Raw genomic sequence first — 21,592 nt, 5'->3', positions numbered from 1 at the left:
AGGGTGTCGAAGCTACGGCTAAGGTCGGCCACGCGTCACGGCCGGGGGCCGGGCGACAGGTGTACGGCGCTGAACGCCTCGTCCCACCGCGCATCGTCGCCCTCCCAGCGGCCGGGGGCCTCCGCGACCGTTCCCCAGGTGATTCCCGGGGAGAGTGCCGCAGGATCGGCGGGCGGCGTACGGCGCAGCCACAGCAGTGCGAACCGCTGCCCGGGGTGAGCGGTGGCGATCACCTGACGCAGCCTGTTCAAGTCCCTCGCGGTGCTCTCGTCGAAGGCGTCGTGATGGACGTAGAGCACACGCGCCGGGGAGGCGGCGAGCGCGCGCCAGCGTTGCGCGAGTGCGGTGAACTTGGCTCTGACGCCTTCGAGTTGGCGATCGATGTCGTCCTGCGTGAGGAATCGCCCCGCGGCCGGCCGGAAATCGTGGAAGAAGCGGATGTCCGAGCCGCGGTCGAGGGCGCAGAGCCCGTCGCTGAACGGTTCCACCTGCCCCGGACGCAGTACGTGGCCGAAGTCTTCGGCGATGGCCTCGACCACCGACTCCAGTTCGAGGTCCAGCCAGTCGAAGAAGTGCGCCGAGTCGATTCCGGTGATGCGGCGGAGCTGGTAGGTCGTTTCGCAGTGGTAGCCGAGCCCGACGCATACGTCGTACGCGTCGGCCTCGCCGGTTCCGTGGGCCGGAACGGCGGGATTCGTGTGTGCCGTCATGGCGTTCAGCCGGCGGTGCGTCGCAGCAGGAGCCCGTCGCTGCCGCGTTTGATGAGATAGGCGCGGCCCGCGCAGACGGTTTCGACGCGTGGCGGGACGAGGTGGACGCTCTCCACCTCCTGCCAGGTCGCCGACGTGGCGAGCCAGGGCCGTACGCGGTTGTCCATGGCGTCCGGTTCGAGGGCGAGGAAGAGGCGGTCGGTGGGGAGGCGGTCCAGGAGGTCGAGGTCCTGGCCGTAGTAGAGCATCTCGATGAGCAGATGGGCTCCTGCGCGGGGCTGGGCGCCTTCGCCGAGTTCCGCGAGTTCCGCGAGTTCCGCGAGATCGGTGGAGGAGACCCGGGCGCTGTCCGTACCGCCCACGGCCTCCTTCAGGCGCTTCCTGAACAGCGAATTGGGCTCGGTGGCGTGAACGGCGCAGCCCGCCGCCACCAGACGGTGCGTCAGGGCACCTTCGCACGCGCCCACTTCGACCAGCGACCCGCCGGTCGCGGCACGGTGGCCCAACACCCACGCCGCGGTCGCGTCCAGCCGGTCCTTCTCGTACGGCGAACTGCCGAACTCCCAGGGATCCGGGATGGACGCGGCCTCGTCGTCCAGGCTCGCGAGCAGGGCGAACAGCCGTTCGCGCTCGTCGCCGCCTGCGTCGGCGTGGAAGAAGCGCTCGGTCGCCGGTATACGGGGCGTCTGGACGACGTACTCCGGCGAGGGCGCCGTGAGCAGGTGCTCGCACGCCCGGTTGACGAAGTCGAGCTTCGCGGCGATGAGTTCACGGTCCAGCGGGCGGTCGAAGTCGCTCACGACCTGGAGATACGGCGAGTAGCCGACGGCGTGCCGCACATCGCGGTCCGCGCAGCCGATCGCCGTGTCCCGGCCGACCCGCCCCCGGCTGCGCCGGTTGTCGGCCGGCGAGTGCGTCCATACGCGCGCGTCGCGGTCGCCGCCGGCCTCGCGTACCAGCTCCGCGAGGGAGTGCGGCCCGGACACTCCGGCCCGGTCGTCGGCCGGACGCACCTGCCCGCCGATCCGGGCGAGCCGTTCGGCCGGGCCCTGGGTGGCGGGGAAGGTGAGCGTCCGGCCGTGATCGGCGAGGACGAGGGCGGCCTCTCCGTCGGCGAGAACGGTCAGGAAGTCGAGTACGGCGTCTTCGGCACGGAGTACAACAACGATGTCGATCACAGGATCGGTCCTCTGTACGTAACGGGCGGGCCGCGAGCAGCACACGTTAGGTCTAGACCACTGTGGGGTGCAAGGGACCGACCCGCCGAAGGTCATGTCTCGGCCTTTCCGGCGAAGCCGCGGTGGCCGCTGTCGCGGTTTCCGTCGCGGTTGACAGGGGGCGCCCCGGTGAGAGCCTGGAAGGAGACGCAAGACCCGCGGCGTGGAGCGGGTGGACAGCGGGGACACCGCGCCGGGACGGTTCGAGCGAGAGGAGCGGCCCCGCGATGGGACCGACACACGACGTGCGCACTGTTCCGCTGCCCACGGGAGAGCACGTTCCCGTGCTGGGACAGGGCACATGGGGCTGGGCACAGGACCCGGCGCGCCGGGGGAGCGAGAAACAGTCCCTGCTGCTGGGGCTGGATCTGGGCATGACCCTTGTCGACACGGCCGAAATGTACGGGCAGGGCGCCGCGGAGGAACTGATCGGGGAGACGCTTGCCGCCCGGCGCGATGAGGCGTTCCTGGTGACGAAAGTCCTGCCGTACAACGCGGACCGCGTGGAGACCGTCAACGCCTGTGAACGCAGTCTGAAGCGTCTGCGGACCGATCGCATCGACCTCTACCTGTTGCACTGGCGCGGCTCCGTTCCCCTGGAGGAGACGATCACCGCGTTCGGCGAACTGCTCCGCGCGGGCAAGATCCGCCACTGGGGCGTCAGCAACTTCGACCCCGCCGATCTACGGGAACTGGCCGGGGTGCCGGGCGGCGACGCCGTCGCCACGAACCAGGTCCTGTACAACCCGGCCCGGCGCGGCATCGAGTACGACCTGCTGCCCCGGTGCCAGGAGCGCGGCCTGCCGGTCATGGCGTACTCCCCGGTCGAGCAAGGACGGCTGCTCACCGCCCCGGCACTCGAAGCCGTCGCCCGCCGCCACCGGGTCACGGCGGCCCAAGTGGCCCTGGCCTGGGTCCTGCGCCGCAGCGGCGTCATCGCGATCCCCCGGGCGGGCCGGCCGGAACACGTGCGCGCCAACCACGCCGCGCTCACACTCACCCTGACCGACGACGACCTCGCCACCCTCGACGCGGCGTTCCCGCCCGTGCGGGGCCCGGTACCGCTGGAGATGCTGTGATGGGCGACACCGGACGAACCGGCGCCGCCCATCGGCTCGTCGGCGGCCCACAACAGCGGAGGCAGTGATGGCGGACGACATTCTGCGGACGATCGACACCCTGGTCGCGGAGGAACACCGGCTGCGCGAACAGGCCCCCGGCAAGGGCCTCAGCGCGGCGGAACGCGCCCGGCTCCAGGACCTTGAACAGCGGCTCGACCAGTGCTGGGACCTGCTGCGCCGACGTAGGGCGGGCGCGGACAGCGGCGAGGACCCGGACCGCGTCGTACCACGACCGGTCGCCGAGGTCGAGTCGTACGAGCAATGAGGGGTGTTCGCGACGTACGACGTGGATTCAGGTGCCTGGCAGAAGGTCCTCAGGTCGCCATGTGCCGGGTGAGCGCGCGTGACTTCTGCCGCAGCGCGGCTGTCCACTCCTTCGCATGGGGATCCGTAGCCGCCTTGAGACAGCGGCTCTCGGCGCTCTCGGCCGCCTGCCAGTTCACCTCGATCTTGGCTTTCTCGGCCAAGGCCAGCACGGTGGCGACGAACCCTTCGGACAGGGTGGCCATGACGGCGTGCCTGGTTTCGCTGTGCCAGGCGAGCAGTGCGTCGACGAACACGGCGAATGCGATGGGGTCGATCTGACACTCGTCAGCTTCCATGGGGCCGATGCCGGATGGCAGACCCACTTCAGCTTGATAGACGCTGACCTGGCTCATGAACAGCCGGGACGCTCCGTCGGACGGATTCCACAGGGTTTGGTCGCCCAAGTCGTAGTACTGGCTCGCATCAGCCTCTCACTGCCGGTCATAAAGGGGCGACATTACGGTCGGTCGGCCCTCCACGGAAAGTGAGCCGGAACCGCTGAACACGAACGAAGCCATCGCGGGCCAGGCGGGACTTTGAAGACACGGCCTAGGGTGACGCGGATGAGGGTGGGCACTGCGCAGACCCGGCTCGTCGTCCTGCGGGGCAACAGCGCCTCGGGCAAGTCGACGGTCGCGGCGGCGATCCGGGAACGATTCGGCCGTGGGCTGGCGTTGGTCGGTCAGGACAATCTCCGGCGTGTCGTTCTCCGCGAACGCGACCGGCCCGGCGCGGCGAACATCGGCCTGATCGACGCCGTCGCCCGGTACTCACTCGACGCCGGCTACCACGTCGTGGTCGAGGGCATCCTCTACGCCGATCACTACGGCCCCATGCTCAGCGGGCTGCGCGCGGACCATCGTGGCCCGACACACGGCTACTACCTGGATGTCCCCTTCGAACAGACCCTGGTCCGGCATGCGACCAAGCCCCAGGCGGGCGAGTACGGCGAGAGGGAGCTGCGCGACTGGTTCAGGCCGCTGGATCTCCTGCCCGACGGTGCCGAGAGTGTCATCGGCGCCGGGAGCACACTGGCCGACACAGTCGATCGCATCATGCTCGACACCGGCCTCGTCCGACTCGCCCCGCATGACTGACAGTTGACGTGTGCGGGAGCGACGGGAGCGCTGTCCCAGCGCTGTCCCATGACGCGTGCGTGCTGGGCACCGCCCGAATGGGGACGTACCTGCGCGCCGCTGCCCGGCATGTACGGTCGGGTCGTCCTGGGCCCGCCACGCTGAACCGCTCCACATCGTCAGTACCGGCACTCAGAGCTGAATCGTGGATGGAGACGGTGGTGGTGATGTTGTCGGCCCGGCCGGTGTTGATCCTTGTCTGTGGCCTTCCCGGCTCGGGAAAGACGACGTCGGCCGTGGAAGGCGCTTGGGGGACCGTCCCGGTCACCCCCGGCATGCTCGCGGAGTACGCGGAGCATTTCGGAGCCCCGGACGACGACGAATTGAACCTCTTCGACCGGCCTGCGCCCGCGCGCGCCACCTGACAATCCCGCGACACGGGGCGGCGGGCCTCAGCCGCGCGTCATCGACATCAGCAGTTGGTGGGTCTCGTCGTCGGCCGCCGCGACGAGGCCGTGGCCGCCCTGTCCGACCGGGGTGCCGTCGATGCCGGTGACCACACAGCCGGCGGCCCGGCACAGGGCGATTCCGGCGGCGAAATGGACGCTCCCGGACAGGTCGGCGCCGGTGGTGACGTATGCCGCGCGTCTGCCGGCGGCGACCCAGGCCAGCGCGAGCGACGTCGAGACGACCCGGGGCCGGAACCGTTCGGCGAATCCGGGGTGGGCCAACAGGTCCACGGCGCGGAATGCGGGCACTTGGGGAAACGGCGGGTCCAGGTTCACGTCCACCAGGTGGGTCGCGGGCGTCGGCGCCAACAGGGCGTCCGCACCGTCGTGCCGCACCCGGGCCGTCTCACCGTCGGTGAAGAAGATCTCGCCGCTGAACGGGTCCGCCACCGCCGCCGCACCGCCGCGCAGCGCCACGTTGACCGCCACCGCCATGGTGCCGACGGCGTAGTTCAGCGTGCCGCACAGGGGATCCACCAACCACTGGCGCGCCGCGTCCGCGCCACCCTGCTGCCCGCCCTCTTCGCCCAGGACGGCGTCATCGGGCCGGGCGGCACGGATGATGTCGAGGATCGCCTTCTCGGCCGCCACGTCGGCGGCGGTGGCGAAGTCCCCGCCGCCCTTGTCGATACGGCTGAGGGGCCGGCCGTACATGGCGCGCACAACGTCCGCGCCGGCGCTCGCCGCGGCGGTCGCGACCCCGGCATCGTCAAGGCCCGTATACGAGTTGGTCATGTCCGGCAGGATATCGATGGCCGGAGCACTTCCGCGAAGTCAGCGGGTGCGCGGCTTGGGCGGGGAGATGCCCGCCGCCAGGGGAGAACGGGCCAGTTCGAAGCAGCCGGCGGTGATGAGGGCGAGCGCGATGAGTTCGGGCAGCAACCACCAGCCGGTGCGGATGCTCTCGCCGAACAGCGTCACCCCGTAGGTGATGCTGATCAGCGCGTCGCCGAGTGTCAGCATCGGCTGGGACGCGACCAGGGAGCCGGCCTGGAGGGCGTTCTGGAGGAGGAACAGCGCGCCGATTCCGGCGGCCGCGGTGGCGTACAACTGCCAGGACGCGAAGAACACGGCGATCCCCGACCCGCCCCCGAGCCGGGCCACGGCGTCCTTGAGAAGCGCGGCGGTCAGGGCGTACGCGCAGGCCGCCGCGAGTCCCAGCAGCGCGGCCCGCGCGTTCTTCCGGGTCCGGAGCGCGACGGCGACCACCACGGCCTCGAAGATCCCGGTCACGATCAGCGCCGGGATCCAGGAGAGACCCGGCACGGTCTCGGTGCCACCGGTGGGCGCGGCCGAACCGAGGCCCACCGCGAGACCGAAGGTCACCGCTGCCACGCCGTACCAGGCCCGGCGCGGCAGCCGGGAACGGAAGACGTAGCTCGCGATCAGCAGGGTCATGGGCAGCTCGATGACGAAGATCGGCTGTACGACGGCGATGGGCCCGGTCGCCAGCGCCACCGCCTGGCAGAGCGCCGCGACGATCACCAGCCCGATACCCGCGAGCCAGACGGGCTGCCGGAGCAGATGCCCGATCAGCGACAGGTGCATGGAATTGGATTGGGGCACGGTGGCCGCGGCGCGCCGCTGGAGCACGTTGGCGGAGCCGTTGCTGATCGAGGTCAGCACGGCGAACAGGACACTGATCACCGGCTCATCATGCGCGGTGGCGTTGCGCCGGGGCCGCTCTCCTCGCGGCGATGCGCCCGCCCGGGGGCCGAACGGGTTACCCGCGCGCGCCGCCGGACGGATCCCGCCGCCCCCGCACCCCGCTACCGGGCCGGCGGCGGAAGAAGAAGTACACCACCGGCCCGGTAGCCACGGTTCTCAGCTCACCGTGAACGTCGGGGACGCCCCCGTGAACGGGGTGATCTTCCCGAAGAGGTTCTTCGAGTCGCCGTGGTGCACGATCCGGTAGCTGCCGGGAGCGGTGTCCGCGCCGATGTCCCAGGTGATCGTGGCCTTCGACGTGCCGGTGAGACCGTTGAGACGTGTCCACCGGTACGTGGTCCGCCAGTCGCCGTCGTCGAGCACCCGCTCCCACTTCCCGTCGACCAGCCGCTGTACCTCCAGGAAGGTGCCGCCCCGACGGAGGTTGTTCTTCGGGTGTCCGGTGGCGAACTCGACGGTCGCGGTCCGGCCGCGGGTGTACGACGCGTCCGGCGGGGTCAGTACGGCACCGAACGCGCTGCTGGGCGGCGGGTTGTCGTACACGACACCCGTCTGGAAGCTGAACTGCCGGCCCGACTCGTCCGGCGGCGCCGTACCCCGGTCGAGCGCGGTGCCCTCGCGCAGGGACTCCGCGACCCGTGCGTACTCCTGCTGGTAGGCGGGCAGCGTGTAGCGGCCGTAGAGCGTGGAGCCGCCCTCGTACTGCTGGCTGTCGTACTCCTCCGGTGTCGTCGCGTACTGGCTGTAGGAGTTGGCGTACCCCTGGAGCAGCACCCGGTCGAGCGGGACACCGAGCTGCTCCGCCACGGTACGGCGGACACGGAGCCCGGCGGTGATGGTGAACTCGCCCGGACCGGCGACGAGATGCAGCTCGCCGATCTTCATGATCTGCAGGGGAAGGATCTTCGGGGTGACCGGGTAGAGGTTGCTGAGCAGACCGGTGGGGATCAGGCTCGCCTTCGGGTACTGGCAGGTCGCGAGCCAGGCGGGGGTGTCGATCTGGAGTGCTTCGATGATGGAGGCGACCGGCGTGCGCATGCCCTCCTCGAAGCCGGGGATCGCCGGACCGTCCTCGACGCTGCCCGCGAGCGTGGACGCGCCCACGACGGCGGGACAGGTGCGGTGTTCCTTCCCGTCCGGGGTGTACGCCCCGTCCACCGTCACGTTCTCCATGTCGACGTACGCGAGGCGGGAGTCGACACCGCCGCTGATGGGCTTCGCGTCCTGGTAGATCTCGCGGGCCTTGTCGAGCTGGCGCTCACCGATGACGCGCGCGTTCTCGAACTCGTCCTCGGTCGGGCCCGATCCGGGCTTCAGATTGAGGTTGGGGGACATGTCGCCGGCGTTGGTGTTGGGGAAGGCGGCGACGAAGCCCGGTGTGTTGTCGAGATAGCGCACGCCCTCCAGGTCGTGTTCCCAGGCGTAGGAGGCGTAGCCCTTGTTGTCGGGGCTGATGAGCGTGTTCTCGTTGGTGATCGAGGTGTTGTGGGTGGCGAACCAACTGATCGCGCCCGCGTCCTTGTCGCCCTGCCGGAACCGCAGCACGGTCATGGCGGGGTCGATGCCGCCGGGGAAGGCCGCCCGGTCGGCGGCCGGATTGCGGTCGAAGGCGGTCCGGGAGCGGTTGACACTGGCGTTGGTGAGTGTGCCGGTGCCCAGGCTGATGGTGCCGGGCCTCAGATCGTCGTGTGCCTTGACGACGGACTCGACGATGCCGTCGACGATGGCCCGGTAGGTGGCGCTCTGGAAGCCGAGGACGGAGAGGTTGTACGCGACGTTGTGGGAGTAGCCGCCGGGCCCGGAGTGGGTGTGGGTGGCGGACAGCAGGACGTTCTCGTCGCCGTACAGGCTGCCGTAGCGCTCCTTGAGGCGTGAGATGACGCCCTGCTGCACGGACTGGAAGATCATCGCGAGGTCGGCGTTGACGTACACCACGCGCTTGCCGGTCGACCGGTCGGCGACGACGAACGCGCGCGACCTCTGCCGCTGATGGATGCCGGACGTCTTCTGGTCGAAGCTCGAGTAGCCCATCATCCCGGTCTCGGCGGCCTCGCCCGTGACGTCGGCGATACCGCGCCCGACGAGGTAGTCCCCGTCGTCGGCCGCGTCGGCCGCGTCGGCGGCGACGGCCCCGGAGGCGACGGCCGGGGGAGGGGCGGTGAACGAGGCCGCTCCGAGGGCTGCGACGAGTGCCAGGACGGCGAGTCTGCTTCTGGAACGGCGTGCGGTGGGGGGTGACATGAGACCTCCTGGGCGGCGAACGGCGCGCGACGGTGCCCCGACGGTAGAGGCGCGTGCCCTGCCGCGCATAGATCTCTACCGGCCAGTACGTGATGGACGCGGGCGGCCCGCCGACCCGCCGACCGTCACTCCGTCGTCAGCCTCGCCCCCGGGGACGCCGATCACTCCGCTTCCGCCTCCGCTTCCGCCTCGGCCACCACCTGTTGCGCGATCCCGAACGCCGCGTTCGCCGCGGGTACGCCGCAGTACACCGCCGTCTGGAGCAGCACGGCGCCGATCTCCTCGGAGGTGAGCCCGTTGCGCAGCGCAGCTCTGACGTGCATGGCCAGTTCGGCGTGGTGGTTGTGGGCGACCAGCGCCGTCAGAGTGATCAGGCTCCGCTCCCGGCGCGAGAGCGTGGGATCGGTCCAGATCTCGCCCCAGGCGTACCGGGTGATGAAGCCCTGGAAGCGTTCGGTGAATCGCGTCGTCCGCGCCTGGGCGGCGTCCACATGGGCGTCGCCCAGAACTTCGCGCCGCACCGTCATCCCTGACCCTGACCCGGAGCCGGACCCGGACCCGGACCCTGACCCCACGTCCGGACCAGCCGGGAAGTGGGCCCGCAGCGCGGCAAGGACCTCACGAGGCCGCTCCGCCGGGGCGAGATGCGGGGTGTGGGCCAACTCGTTGAGCGTGGCACCGGGGATCGCGTCGGCGATCTCCCGTGCGTGGACGGGCGGGGTGACCGGGTCCTCGCGGCCCGCGATCACCAGGGTCGGCGCGGTGATCGCCGGCAGTCGGTCACGCACGTCGTACGACGCCAGGGCGTCGCAACAGGCCGCGTACGACTCGGGGTTCGTGTTCCGCAGGTCGTCCAGGAGACGGGGGACCGTGAAACCGGGGGTGAACCAGCGGCCGGCCGCCGCCGCTGCGACCTGCCCCATCCCCTCCCGCCGCACCAGCGCCGCCCGCTCCCGCCAGGGTCCGCCGTCGCCGAAGTGCGCCGACGAGCAGATCACCGCCAGCCGGTCGATCCGCTCGGGACGGTGGACGGCCAGCCACAGGCCCACCGCGCCGCCGAGCGAGACACCCGCGTAGGAGAAGCGGCCGACGCGCAGCGAGTCGGCGAGATCCAGGACCAGGGCGGCGAGGTCGGCGACGCTCGCGCCCGGCCGGACGAGGCCCGCGCCGGAGCGGCCGTGGCCGGGCAGATCCCACCGTACGACCCGGTGGGAGGCCGACAGTTCGGGCGCCACCGCGTCCCACAGGGCGGTGGAGGTGCCGAGGGACGGGCCGAGCAGAAGCGGGGGAGCGCCGGGAGCGCCTTCGGCTCGGTGGTACAGCGTGCTGTCGTTCATCGGCGCTCCAGTGCGCGGTCGGTGAGGACGCCGGCGGAGCCGGTGTACCGGGTGGGGTCGAGGAGTTCGTCCGTCACGAGTCCGGCCAGCTCCGGCAGGTCGGCGAGGAGGTCAGGGTCGGCCAGTACGTCCTGGAGGCTTTCGGCTTCGGTACGCGCCCTTTCGGCGGCCGATCTCAGCAGCTTCGCCGCACGCGCGCGGCCCAACCGGACACCGAGAGCGGCGGCCAGACGTTCCGAGACGATCAACCCATCGGTGTGGTCGAGATGTTCACGCATGCGGTACGGATGAATCCGCAGCCCTTCCGCGAGTTGGACGCAGTCCCGGGCCGCACCGCCCACCAGCCGCAACAGATCACGCAGCGACTCCCATTCGGCGTGCCAGGCGCCCGCCGGCCGTTCGTCCTCCGCCGCCATCGACCCGTACAGCACGCTCGCGAGCGCGGGCGCCCGGCGCGCGGCCGACGCGATGAGCGTGGCGCGTACGGGGTTGGTCTTGTGCGGCATGGCGGAGGAGCCGCCCGCGTCCCCCTCGCTCACCTCGCCGATCTCGGTCCGGGTCAGGACGAGGACGTCGGCCGCCGTCTTGCCGAGGGCCCCGGCGGTGAAGGCGAGCGCGCCCGCGAGATCGGCCACCGGTGTACGCAATGTGTGCCAGGGCAGCGGCGGTTCGCTCAGCCCGGTTTCTCGCGCGAAGGCGGTCAGCACCCGCGGTCCCACGTCCTCGCCGGTCGCCGCCCACGCGCCGAGGGCCGCCAATGTGCCTGCCGCGCCCCCGAGTTGGGCGGGAAGCGACGCATGGACGGTCGTGAGGCGATCGCGCGCGTCGAGCAGCAGCGACCGCCAGCCGGCCACCTTCAGACCGAAGGTCGTGGGCACCGCGTGCTGGGTGAGGGTCCGGCCCGGCATGACGGTGTCCCGGTGCTCCCGCGCGATCCGCTCCAGCGCGGCGCAGCTCCGTTCGAGGTCGGCCAGGACGAGCGGCAGTGTTCTCGACGCGACCAGCATCGCCGCGGTGTCGAGGATGTCCTGGCTGGTGGCCCCGCGGTGGACATGGTCCGCGGCGGCCCCGGGCACGGCGGCCGTCAGATCCGCCACCAGCGGAATCACCGGATTGCCGCCCGCACGCGCGCGCCGGGCCACGTCCCGTACATCGAAACGGTCCGAGCCCGCCGCCTCGGTCACCGCGCGCGCCGCCTGCGCCGGAGCGAGACCGCAGGCCGCCTGAGCGCGCGTGAGCGCCGCCTCCGCGTCGAGCATCGCCCGCAGAAAGGCGGCGTCGGACGTGGCGGTCTCGGCCGGGGATCCCACCCGCCCGGGGGCGAGCAGCCCGGCATCGCTGTCGTACTCCATGGGGATCAGAACTCCAGAAAGACCGTCTCGCCGTCGCCCTGCAAGCGGACGTCGAAGCGGTAGCCACGGTGCGGTTCGGGGTGGGCGATCAGTGTCGGGCGCCGGGCCGCCGGGAGGGAGTCCAGGAGCGGGTCCCCGGGCGTGTCCGTCAGATAGGCGCGGGTGTGCAGATGGTGGAGCAGGCCCCTGGCGAAGACCACGAGGCTGATGTAGGAGACCGCGCCTGGTGGCAGGGTGCGGATGGCCCAGTGGCCGTCGGCGTCGGTGGCCACGCGGCCGAATCCGGTGAAGGCCACGCCGTCGCGCCCGGCCGGCCGGCCGGTGACGGGGTCACCACGCAGTGATCCGGGCCTGCCCGCGCGACTGCCCCCGGGATCCGGCTGCCAGGACTCGACAAGCGCGTCCGGTACGGGCCTGCCTTCGCCGTCGTACACGTATCCGTGCAGCGTGATGGTGTCGGGGTGGCCGACGGGGGCCACCTCGCCGCCGCCGGGGAAGGGCAGGGCGTAACCGTAGAAAGGCCCGACGGTCTGGGAGGGGGTGGGGTTCGTCGTCATCGGTATCAGTGGCCTTCCTCGGTCCAGGTGGCGGACGGTCCGTCGAGGACGATGTCCCAGCGATATCCGAGGGACCACTCCGGGGTGGACAGAGCGTGGTCGTAAACGGAGACGAGACGGTCGCGGGCGCTCGGGTCGGTGACGGACTGGAGCACCGGGTCGTGCGCGAACAGCGGGTCGCCGGGAAAGTACATCTGGGTGACCAGGCGCTGCGTGAAAGCGGTCCCGAAGAGGGAGAAGTGGATATGGGCCGGGCGCCAGGCGTTCACATGGTTGCGCCACGGATAGGCCCCGGGCTTGATCGTCGTGAAGTGGTAGCGGCCCTCGTCGTCGGTCAGACACCGCCCGAATCCGGTGAAGTTGGGGTCGAGCGGCGCCGGGTGCCTGTCGAGTTGGTGCGCGTACCGCCCGGAGGCGTTCGCCTGCCACAGCTCGACGAGCTGGCCGCGTACCGGACGACCCGAGCGGTCCTGGACGCGTCCGCTGACGGTGATGCGCTCGCCCAGTGGCTCTCCGGGGTGCTGCCGGGTCAGGTCGTGGTCCAGCGCGGTCACGTCGGTGACACCGAAGGCGGGGCCGGACAGTTCGACCGCTTCGGGATCGCGCACCGGTATCAGGGGCTGGTGCGGATGACGGAAGTGACTGCTGCGGTACGGCGGGAAGTCACGTGGCGGGTGGTGTTCACCGCCGGCCGCCACGGCGTGGATGCGGGCGATCTCCGTGTCGATGTCCCGCTGGCTCAGGCCGTCGGGCAGGGGCTCGTTGGTCATCTCAAGGCTCCCTAGCGGTGTCGTGGGTGAGTAAGGGGGACGGGGTCAGGGCAGGGGTGGACCGACGTAGCTCCCGGCGAGTTCGGCGGCGGCGTGCGGGGAGGAGGCGATGCGTTCGAGCTGGGCGATCTGTAGACGGGTCGTGAACGGGCTCTGCTCCGGGTCGGTGTGCAGGGTGCTGGTCATGAAGTACGAGAACTGCTCGGCCTGCCAGACGCGGCGCAGGCACGTTTCGGAGTACGCGTCGAGCAGTTCGCCGGAGCCGGTGCGGTGGAGCTGGTCGAACGCCCGCGCGAGGACGACGACATCGGCGACGGCGGTGTTGAGACCCTTGGCGCCGGTGGGCGGAACGATGTGCGCGGAGTCCCCGGCCAGGAACACCCGGCCGTAGCTCATCGGCTCGGTGACGTGACTGCGCATCGGCAGCACCGACTTCTGGGTGATCCGCCCTCGTGTGAGCTTGCGCCCGCCGTCGAGGTCCAGCCGGGCTTCCAGCTCGTCCCAGACGCGTTCGTCCGGCCATTGCGCCGGGTCGGTGCCGTTGGGCACCTGAAGGTAGAGGCGGCTGACCGACCGGGACCGCATGCTGGCGAGGGCGAACCCGCGCGGGGAGTGTGCGTAGATCAACTCGTCGCTGGGAGGCGGCACATCAGCCAGGATGCCGAGCCAGCTATAGGGGTATTCGCGCTCGTACGTCGTGGTGAGCGCGTCCGGGACGGCGCGCCGGGTCACACCGTGGAACCCGTCGCAGCCGACGACGTAGTCACAGGTCAGTGTCCGCTCCGCCCCCTCGTGGGCGTAACTGACGGTGGGCCGCTGGGTGTCGGGGCCGGTGACTGCTGTCACCGGGGCCTCGAACAGCAGGGGCGGCCCCTCGGCGAGCTGAAGCGCGATGAGGTCCTTGACCATCTCGGTCTGGGCGTAGATCCACACGCGCCGGCCGTTCGCCAGCGCGGGGAAGTCGATACGGTGCCCGCGGCCCGCCCAGCGCAGTTCGACACCGTCGTGCGGCAGCCCCTCCCGGTCCAGCCGCTCCCCGGCACCGGCCGCGCGCAGGACGTCCACGGTGCCCTGTTCGAGGATTCCCGCGCGCTGGCGGGCCTCGACGTAGGCGCGGTCACGGCTTTCCAGTACGACACAGTCGATCCCGGCCCGGTGCAGCAGCCTGGCCAGCAGCAGACCCGCGGGCCCGGCGCCGACGATCGCGACGGTGGTGTGCGTGTGCATCAGTCTTCATCTCTCTCTTGTGTGCGGCTCTCGGACACGGAACTACTCCTCTGGGACCTCTGGGACCTCGGGAACCTCGGGCATCCGGATCAGCGCTCCAGGACCAGCGCGAGCCCCTGACCCACGCCCACGCACAGCGCGGCCACGCCGGTACCGGTCCCGGCGGCGGCGAGCTGGTGCGCGACGGCCCCGGTGATCCGGGCGCCCGACGCGCCCAGGGGGTGCCCGATGGCGATCGCGCCACCACGCGGGTTGACCGTGTCCGGGTCCAGCTCGGGCCATTCGGCGAGGCAGCCCAGTGCCTGGGCGGCGAACGCCTCGTTCAGCTCCAGCGTCCGCAGGTCCGCGAACGTACGCCCGGCCCGTTCCAGGGCGATCCGTACGGCCCGTACGGGGCCGAGCCCGAAGTATCGCGGATCGATCGCCGTCACCGCCGATGCCCGCACCCGCGCCAGAGGTTCACGGCCCGTCGCCGCCAGGCCCGCCTCGTCGGTCACCAGCAACGCCGCCGCACCGTCGTTGAGCGGTGAGGAGTTGCCCGCCGTCACGGTCCCGCCCTCCTCGCGGAACGAGGGCCTGAGTGCGGCCAGCGCCTGGAGCGACGTCGTCGCGCGGATCGTCTCGTCCCGCTTCAGCCCGGTGCCCTCCACGGGGACGCTCTCGGCATCGAACAGCCCGGCCTCCCACGCCAGCGCCGCCTTCTCATGGCTCGCCAGCGCGAACGCGTCCTGCCGCTCCCGGCTGATGCCGTGCTTGTCGGCGATCAGCTCGGCGCTCTCACCCAGCGGGATCGTCCACCGGGGCTCCATCCGGGGATTGACCATCCGCCAGCCGAGGGTGGTGGAGTGCAGCTCCGACCCACGGGCGGGGAACGCCCGGTCGGGCTTGGGCATGACCCACGGCGCGCGGCTCATCGACTCCACACCACCGGCGACGACGACCGACGCGTCACCGACCGCGATCGCCCGCGCCGCCTGGATCACGGCCTCCAGACCCGACGAGCACAGCCGGTTCACCGTCACCCCCGGCACCGACGTGGGCAGCCCCGCCAACAGGGCGGCCATCCGGCCCACGTCGCGATTCTCCTCCCCGGCACCGTTGGCGTTGCCGAACACCACGTCGTCGATCCGCTCCGGATCCAGACCGGGCGACCGGGCGATCAACTCCCGTACGACATGGGCCGCCAGATCGTCCGGACGCACACCCGACAGAGCGCCGCCGTACTTCCCCACGGGAGTGCGGACCGCGTCCACGAGGTAGATGTCACGGGGATAGGGCATACCACTCACTCCTTCGCTTCATGGATCGTCGCGCCGGTCGCGGCCCTGATCGCGGCGGGTGTCACGGCCGGCGCGGTCTCGACGAGAACCAGGCCGCCGGCGGTGACGTCCAGGACGCCGAGATCGGTGACGATCCGGTTGACGCAACGGCGCCCCGTCAGCGGCAGGGCGCACTCGGTGAGGATCTTCGGAGCGCCGTCGCGGGTCGTGTGCCGCATCAGCACGATGACCCGCCGCGCGCCGTGGACGAGGTCCATCGCACCGCCGACACCCTTGATCATCTTTCCGGGGACGGCCCAGTTCGCCAGGTCCCCGCGTTCCGAGACCTGCATCGCGCCCAGCACGGCTACATCGATATGACCGCCGCGGATCATCCCGAACGACAGGGCCGAGTCGAAGAAGGACGCGCCGGGCCGGACCGTCACCGTCTCCTTTCCGGCGTTGATCAGGTCCGGATCCACCTGGTCGTCGGCCGGGTAGGGGCCGACGCCCAGAATCCCGTTCTCCGACTCCATGACGACGTCGACACCGGGCGGCAGATGGTCGGGGATCAGGGTCGGGAGCCCGATCCCGAGGTTGACGTAGGCGCCGTCGGGCAGTTCGGCGGCGGCGCGCGCCGCCATCTCGCTCTCGGTCCAGGGCATCAGTTGGCCGCCTCCTGGCGTACGGTGCGGTTCTCGATTCCCTTGTCCGCGGCCTGGGCGGGGGTCAGGACGACCACCCGCTGTACGAAGACACCGGGCAACTGCACCACGTCGGGGTCCAGTTCTCCCGGCTCGACCAACTCCTCGACCTCGGCGATCGTCACCCGGCCCGCCATCGCGGCCAGCGGGTTGAAGTTCCGTGCGGACTTGTTGAACACGAGATTCCCGTGGCGGTCGCCGCGTGCGGCGCGGACCAGGGCGAAGTCGGTGGTGATCGCCTCCTCCAGGACGTACTCCCGGCCGCCGAACGTACGGACCTCCTTGGGCGGAGATGCCACCGCGACGCTCCCGTCAGGGGCGTACCGCCATGGCATCCCGCCGTCCGCGACCGGCGTACCGACGCCCGCCGGCGTGAAGAAGGCCGGAATGCCGCAGCCGCCCGCCCGCAGCCGCTCGGCCAGCGTGCCCTGCGGTATCAGCTCCAACTCGATGTCTCCCGCCAGGTATTGGCGTTCGAACTCCTTGTTCGCGCCGACGTAGGACCCGGTGACCCGTTCGATACGGTGCGAGGCCAGCAGGGTCGCGAGTCCCGAGTCCTGGGCACCGCAGTTGTTGGAAACGACACGCAGCGCGCGCGGACCGGCGTCGTGCACGGCCCGGATCAGCGCGTTGGGGACTCCGCAGAGCCCGAAACCGCCCACGGCCAGCAGGGATCCGTCCCCGATGTCCGCCACCGCCGCCGCGGCCGACGTGACTACCTTGTCCATCCGCCACCCCTGTTCGTCCTGGTGAACTTCGATTCACTGTCGTCACGTACGCGTGCGCGCATGTCGAACTCCTCGCTCCTTGCCCTTTGTCGCTCGGCTACCGCGCCGGTGCCGCGAGTGCCTTGTCGGCCGCCGGCGCGGTGGCGGCGCTGTGCCTGCCGAGCAGCAGCACGCTGACCAGCGACACCACCAGAGCCACCCCGAAGATCATCGTGGTGACGGTCATGCCCTGACCCACGGCCACCGGAACATCACCACGGTTCTCCGTGAGCCCGCTGAAGTACAGCGTCATGGCGAGCGGAACGCCGATGGACGAGCCCACCCTGAGTCCGGTCTGGTAGACACCGGCGGCCGTACCGCCCTCGTGCCGGGGAATCTCCGACATCACCAGCGTCTGGTTCGGTGCGATGACGAGCCCCGCCCCCAGCCCGGACAGCAGCAGCGTGGCGGCCAGCGGCAGGGTGGTGCCGTCGGTGCCGGAGCCGACCAGCATCGCGGTCAGGCCCATACCGGTCGTGGTCATCAGACACCCGAGGACGATCAGCCAGCGGCCGAACAGATGGACTATCCGGCCACCGATGATGGCCGCGATCGCGGACCCGATGGCGTACGACATGGTCGCCACGGACGCCTGGAGCGGCGAGTAGCCGAGACCACGCTGGAAGTAGATCTGACAGAGGACGAAGATGCTCGGCTGTGCGGCGAAGAAGCAGAAGCCGGTCAGAGCGCCGGCCGAGTAGGTACGCGCGCCGAGCAGCTTGAGCTGTACGAGAGGATGCCGGCCCGCCAGGTCGAGCCGCCTCTCCCAGGCGAGGAAGCCCGCGAGTGCCACGATGCCGACCCCGAGCAACCACCAGCTCGGCTTGGTCTCCGCCTCTCCGGACTGTGTCACCGGCAGCATGATCGAGACGACGACGACACCGAGCAGGGCCGCGCCGACCAGGTCGAGCCTGGCCCGCTCACGGGCGACATGCTGCTTGGGCAGGAGGCGGGTGGCGAGAATCAGGGTGGCGAGACCGAGCGGCACGCTCACGTAGAACACGTAACGCCAGCCGGTCGAGGGACCGGCCAGCTCCATGATGCCGCCGCCGATCAGCGGGCCGACCGCGGTCGAGATGCCGACGGTCGCGGCGTAGAAGCCGAACGCCTTGCCCCGCTCCCGGCCGGAGAACATCTGCTGGATCAGGCCGACGATCTGGGGATTGAGCAGTCCGGCGGTGGCTCCCCTCGCTATCCGGGAGATCAGCAGCCAGGTGCCGTTCTGGGACGCGCCGCAGAATACGGAGCTGATCAGGAAGAGGGTGAGGGCGATGAGGAACATCCTGCGCCGGCCGTAGTCGTCGCCCAGCCGGCCGGCGGTGACCAGAGTCAGACCGAACGCCAGGATGTAACCGGACAGGGTCCAGGTGACCTGGCTGGGGGTGAGATCGAGGCTGCGCTCGACCGACGGCAGCGCGACGTTGATCATGCTACCGTCAAGTAGCACCATGAAACCCGCCGCGAGACAGACCATGAACGCTATCCAGCGCCGGGGGTCGAGTTCGGGCTCGGGCTCAGTGGAGGTTTCCTGAGCTGATGTCGTCATTGCCATCAACTTCTTTCGCGTCAGGTCGTTCACGGATGGGTCCGTGAAGCGACTGGAGGGAATGCGGAAGGAAGGCAGGTGCTGGGAGGAACAGCACCGGGGTGGGACGGCCGGTGACGGCACCGGCTTGAAGGCGGGGAAATCAAGGGTGTTGGCGCGGTCCTCGCGCCGGCGCCGGGCGTGAGACCGGTGCTTTCGGCGGCGCGGGCCGCGGGGGAAGGGCGCCGGCTCTTGAGCGGCGTGCCCAGACATGTGTAGCTGTCAACGAGGGGCCGATGGCCGCGCGCGGTCAGATGTGTGATCCGCCGGCGTACAGGGCCGCGGTCATCGTTCACGCTTGACCGCGACGGTACGGCGGCCAGGGCCGGGTGCGGTTGTCCGGGGGCCGAGCGCGCTCGTGAGCGGGCGGTGGAACGAGAGCGGACGGGGATGGCCCTTCGCTTACGTGTTCCGGAGCAACCGCGGTCTGCCGTATCGGGCTACTCGGCCCGCCGGGACATCTCCGCGCCCGGGTAATACCGGCGGCCTGACCATCCGCCTGGGTGACTTGATCACGATCATGGCTTCCGCTTCCGGAGGGGGTAATCGCTGGTGTAGCCGTATGCTAGCTTCCTGGTAGCTTGGTATCTATATGAATGGCAAACTTTTCGACAGGATGGAAAGTTCCCGCACTCAACTGAGGCCGAAGGGCGTCAGGACGGGTGTCATGCCCCGAAGGGTCGGCCGCACCGCCACATAACTTCGACAGTGTCGAAGCCTGGGAACGGCTTCTCCGGTAGCCTGGCCCATCATTCGCCGCGACGACACCGGTTGAACCGCTTGTGCGGGCGCGGACGAGCACGGATTGGGGCGCTGATCTCCGTATGCAGAAGGGCGAACCCAACGACGCGGTGAGCAAGTCGCTGCGCACCCTCCTGGTCCTGGCCGCCCACGAGTCGATGGGCGTCGCCGAGCTGAGCCGGGAGCTGGGTGTCGCGCTCTCCACGGCCCACCGGCTGCTGAACATCATGCGATTCCACGACTTTGTCGAGCAGGACCTCCACTCGCGCCGCTACCGGCTCGGCCCGGCCGCACTGAAACTGGGGCGGCAGACCCGCGGGGACCAGGACCTGGTGACCGCCGGCCACCCGCACCTCGCCCGGCTCGGCGCCGAACTCGACGAGACGGTCAACCTCGTCGTCCTCGACGGTGCGGAAGCCCTGTTCGTGGACGGGGTGCAGGGCCGTCAGCCGCTGCGCGTCGCCACCCGCACCGGAGCGCGCCTGCCGGCCTACGCCACCGCCGGCGGGAAGGTGCTCCTGGCCCATATGCCGCGCTCGATCGTCCGGACGTACTATCCGGGCGAGTTGTGGCGGGTGACCCGCCACACGCTGGCCGATGTGCCCGCGCTCGAGCGGGAGATGGAGCAGGTGCGGGAGTGCGGTTACGCGCTCAACCTCGGCGAGCACCTGACCGACGTGTACGCGATCGGGGTGCCGGTTCACGGCCGCAGCGGACGCCCCATCGCGGCGCTCACCGTCGCCGGGCCCAGTACCCGGTGGGACCGGGGGAGGCTGTCGGAGCTGGCGCCGACCCTGTCCGCCACGGCGGACGAGATCACGCGGAACCTCGCCCGCCAGTCACCGTGATCGGTCTCGACGTGATCGGTCACGGCGTGATCGGTCACGGCGGGACCAGTTGCGGCGTGGCCGGTCCCGGCCGTCGCGGGGCCGGGCCGTCGGCACCGTACTCGCCGCGTCGGCGTCCCGGACCACCCACGCCGCGCGGACGGCCAGCAGATTGATCGCCGCCGCGACCAGGAACCCGACCCGGTAGGCGCCGACGTCGTCGGCCGGCTCTCCCACCACAGGTGTGTCCACGCCCACGAGCACGATCGCGGTGGTCGCCACCGCGATGCCCACGGCACCGCCGAGCCGGCGCCCGGCGTTGAACAACGTCGCCGCACCCCCCGACGCGGCGGCGGAGACCGTCGCGAACGACGCCGCCTGGGTCGCCACGAACACCTGGCCGACCGAGAACCCCATGCCGAACAGGGCGATCCACGCGCACCACAGTTGACCCCCGACGGTCACCCACGCCAGAAGCGCCATGCACAGGCTCGACCCGACCACCCCGACGAGGAGATGCCGGCGCGGACCGAGACGCCGGTACAGCGACCGGCTGGCAACCTGCGAACCGGTCAACACCCCCAACGCCTGGGGCAGGATGCTCAGTCCGGTGGCCAACGGCCCCAGCCCCAGGCCGTCCTGGAAGTACAGCGACACCGTGTAGATCACACTGAGGAACGCCACCGACTCGAGCGTCATGACAGCGCTGCCCGAGCGGAACAGTCGGTCCCGGAACAACCGGAAGTCGATGAGCGGCGCCCGGGAGCGCGACTCGACGTACACCAGCACACTCAGCAGTACGGCTCCGGCGACGACCCCGGCCAGTACCGGGCGCGCGGTCCACCCGAGGTCGGGGCCCTGCGACACCCCGTACATGAGCAGCCCCAGGCCGGACGCCGAGAGCAGGAACCCCACGAGGTCGAAACACCCCGGCCGCCGCACGGCCGTGCCCCGCAGGAACAGCGCGCCGAACACGAACGCGGCCACCCCGACAGGAACGTTGACGAAGAACACCCAGCGCCACGACAGCCGCGTCACCAGCAGACCGCCGAGCGAGGGACCGATCGTCGGCGCGATCGCGTTCGCCATGGTGAGCGCGGCCAGCGCCCGTACGCGCTCCCCGGGCGGGAAGCTGCGCAGCATCAGGGCCATCCCCACCGGGACGAGCATGCCGCCGCCCGCCCCCTGGAGCAGCCTGAACGCGATGAGTTCACCGAGTCCCGACGCGAGCCCGCACAGAGCCGAGGCGAGGGTGAACACCGCCACCGCCGCCAGCAGGACCCGTTTGCCGCCGAACCTGTCGCCGAGCCAGCCGGACGCCGGAATGAAGACCGCGAGACTGACCAGATACGAGATCGAGACGGCGTCCACGGAGGTCGACTCGACCGAGAACGCGCGGCCGATGGTCGGCAGGGCGACGTTGACGATCGTCGTGTCCATCGTGCTGAGGAAGATGGCGGCGACGTAGACGACACTGACGGCCGTCGTGTGCTTCACGGAGAGACCGCGCGGGCTCATCCCGCGTCCCCCTGCCGGCCGTTCGCGGCGCCGGCGCCCCACCGGGACAGTTCGTCGGACATGTACCCGCACTCCTTCGACCCGGTGACCGATGTCCGGC

21 protein-coding genes are annotated in these 21,592 nt (G+C 70.6%); 5 read left to right on the top strand and 16 right to left on the bottom strand.

What is annotated here, in order from left to right; genetic code table 11:
* Positions 1-35: 35 nt before the first annotated feature.
* Complete coding sequence (locus OG329_RS00515) at positions 36-710, bottom strand: DUF1796 family putative cysteine peptidase (RefSeq protein WP_405791655.1); 675 nt, start codon at positions 708-710, stop codon at positions 36-38.
* 5 nt (positions 711-715) lie between these two features.
* Positions 716-1,888, bottom strand: a complete 1,173-nt coding sequence (locus tag OG329_RS00510) for a hypothetical protein (RefSeq protein WP_405791654.1) — start codon at positions 1,886-1,888, stop codon at positions 716-718.
* 266 nt (positions 1,889-2,154) lie between these two features.
* Between OG329_RS00510 and OG329_RS00505 the strand changes: the two genes are divergently transcribed.
* Both OG329_RS00505 and OG329_RS00500 read left to right on the top strand, forming a co-directional pair.
* Positions 2,155-3,006, top strand: coding sequence for an aldo/keto reductase (locus tag OG329_RS00505; RefSeq protein ID WP_405791652.1), 852 nt, complete (start codon positions 2,155-2,157; stop codon positions 3,004-3,006).
* Between the two features lie 67 nt (positions 3,007-3,073).
* Positions 3,074-3,313, top strand: a complete 240-nt coding sequence (locus OG329_RS00500; RefSeq protein WP_405791650.1) for a DUF2630 family protein — start codon at positions 3,074-3,076, stop codon at positions 3,311-3,313.
* A 49-nt stretch (positions 3,314-3,362) separates the two neighbouring features.
* Here the strand turns inward: OG329_RS00500 and OG329_RS00495 are convergent, their stop codons facing one another.
* Positions 3,363-3,758 carry a DUF6086 family protein gene (locus OG329_RS00495; protein WP_405791648.1) on the bottom strand — a complete coding sequence of 132 codons (396 nt, stop codon included), beginning with the start codon at positions 3,756-3,758 and terminating at the stop codon, positions 3,363-3,365.
* Positions 3,759-3,917: 159 nt separating this feature from the next.
* On the opposite strand from OG329_RS00495, the gene OG329_RS00490 reads away from it, so the two are divergent.
* Both OG329_RS00490 and OG329_RS00485 read left to right on the top strand, forming a co-directional pair.
* Positions 3,918-4,451 (top strand): kinase, encoded by a 534-nt coding sequence (locus OG329_RS00490; RefSeq protein ID WP_405791647.1) that lies wholly within the window; start codon positions 3,918-3,920, stop codon positions 4,449-4,451.
* A 188-nt stretch (positions 4,452-4,639) separates the two neighbouring features.
* On the top strand, positions 4,640-4,855 hold the full coding sequence (locus tag OG329_RS00485; protein WP_405791645.1) for a hypothetical protein: 216 nt from the start codon (positions 4,640-4,642) through the stop codon (positions 4,853-4,855).
* Positions 4,856-4,882: 27 nt separating this feature from the next.
* Here OG329_RS00485 and OG329_RS00480 read toward each other — a convergent pair whose 3' ends face one another.
* From OG329_RS00480 to OG329_RS00425, 12 genes are all read right to left on the bottom strand, one after another.
* Positions 4,883-5,674, bottom strand: coding sequence for an inositol monophosphatase family protein (locus OG329_RS00480; protein ID WP_405791643.1), 792 nt, complete (start codon positions 5,672-5,674; stop codon positions 4,883-4,885).
* Between the two features lie 39 nt (positions 5,675-5,713).
* The gene (locus OG329_RS00475; RefSeq protein WP_405791642.1) at positions 5,714-6,586 is read right to left on the bottom strand and encodes a DMT family transporter; all 873 of its coding nucleotides are present in this window, start codon (positions 6,584-6,586) and stop codon (positions 5,714-5,716) included.
* 177 nt (positions 6,587-6,763) lie between these two features.
* Positions 6,764-8,848 carry a neutral/alkaline ceramidase gene (locus OG329_RS00470; RefSeq protein WP_405791640.1) on the bottom strand — a complete coding sequence of 695 codons (2,085 nt, stop codon included), beginning with the start codon at positions 8,846-8,848 and terminating at the stop codon, positions 6,764-6,766.
* Between the two features lie 161 nt (positions 8,849-9,009).
* On the bottom strand, positions 9,010-10,185 hold the full coding sequence (gene pcaD, locus OG329_RS00465) for a 3-oxoadipate enol-lactonase (RefSeq protein WP_405791638.1): 1,176 nt from the start codon (positions 10,183-10,185) through the stop codon (positions 9,010-9,012).
* Positions 10,182-11,537, bottom strand: a complete 1,356-nt coding sequence (pcaB, locus tag OG329_RS00460) for a 3-carboxy-cis,cis-muconate cycloisomerase (RefSeq protein ID WP_405791636.1) — start codon at positions 11,535-11,537, stop codon at positions 10,182-10,184. The genes pcaD and pcaB overlap by 4 nt, the downstream gene beginning before the upstream one ends.
* Before the next feature lie 5 nt (positions 11,538-11,542).
* Positions 11,543-12,094, bottom strand: coding sequence for a protocatechuate 3,4-dioxygenase subunit alpha (gene pcaG / locus OG329_RS00455; protein WP_405791634.1), 552 nt, complete (start codon positions 12,092-12,094; stop codon positions 11,543-11,545).
* A gap of 5 nt (positions 12,095-12,099) precedes the next feature.
* Positions 12,100-12,864, bottom strand: a complete 765-nt coding sequence (gene pcaH, locus OG329_RS00450) for a protocatechuate 3,4-dioxygenase subunit beta (protein ID WP_405791633.1) — start codon at positions 12,862-12,864, stop codon at positions 12,100-12,102.
* Positions 12,865-12,909: 45 nt separating this feature from the next.
* Positions 12,910-14,091: a 4-hydroxybenzoate 3-monooxygenase gene (locus OG329_RS00445; RefSeq protein ID WP_405791632.1), complete on the bottom strand. Its 1,182-nt coding sequence runs from the start codon at positions 14,089-14,091 to the stop codon at positions 12,910-12,912.
* A gap of 89 nt (positions 14,092-14,180) precedes the next feature.
* On the bottom strand, positions 14,181-15,371 hold the full coding sequence (locus OG329_RS00440; RefSeq protein WP_405791630.1) for a thiolase family protein: 1,191 nt from the start codon (positions 15,369-15,371) through the stop codon (positions 14,181-14,183).
* Positions 15,372-15,376: 5 nt separating this feature from the next.
* On the bottom strand, positions 15,377-16,015 hold the full coding sequence (locus OG329_RS00435) for a CoA transferase subunit B (protein ID WP_405791628.1): 639 nt from the start codon (positions 16,013-16,015) through the stop codon (positions 15,377-15,379).
* Positions 16,015-16,782, bottom strand: coding sequence for a CoA transferase subunit A (locus tag OG329_RS00430; RefSeq protein ID WP_405791627.1), 768 nt, complete (start codon positions 16,780-16,782; stop codon positions 16,015-16,017). The genes OG329_RS00435 and OG329_RS00430 overlap by 1 nt, the downstream gene beginning before the upstream one ends.
* Before the next feature lie 97 nt (positions 16,783-16,879).
* Positions 16,880-18,367: an MFS transporter gene (locus tag OG329_RS00425; protein ID WP_405791625.1), complete on the bottom strand. Its 1,488-nt coding sequence runs from the start codon at positions 18,365-18,367 to the stop codon at positions 16,880-16,882.
* 863 nt (positions 18,368-19,230) lie between these two features.
* Here OG329_RS00425 and OG329_RS00420 point away from each other — a divergent pair.
* Positions 19,231-19,995: an IclR family transcriptional regulator gene (locus OG329_RS00420; RefSeq protein WP_405791623.1), complete on the top strand. Its 765-nt coding sequence runs from the start codon at positions 19,231-19,233 to the stop codon at positions 19,993-19,995.
* On the opposite strand, the gene OG329_RS00415 is transcribed toward OG329_RS00420, so the two are convergent.
* A complete protein-coding gene (locus tag OG329_RS00415) occupies positions 19,987-21,492 on the bottom strand; it encodes a DHA2 family efflux MFS transporter permease subunit (protein WP_405791622.1) in 1,506 nt (501 codons plus the stop codon). The two genes, OG329_RS00420 and OG329_RS00415, sit on opposite strands and share 9 nt — an antisense overlap.
* Between the last annotated feature and the right edge of the window lie 100 nt (positions 21,493-21,592).

It is taken from the genome of Streptomyces sp. NBC_01506, assembly GCF_045040295.1.
Lineage (GTDB): Bacteria > Actinomycetota > Actinomycetes > Streptomycetales > Streptomycetaceae > Streptomyces.
This window is presented reverse-complemented; position numbering and strand designations above follow the sequence as displayed.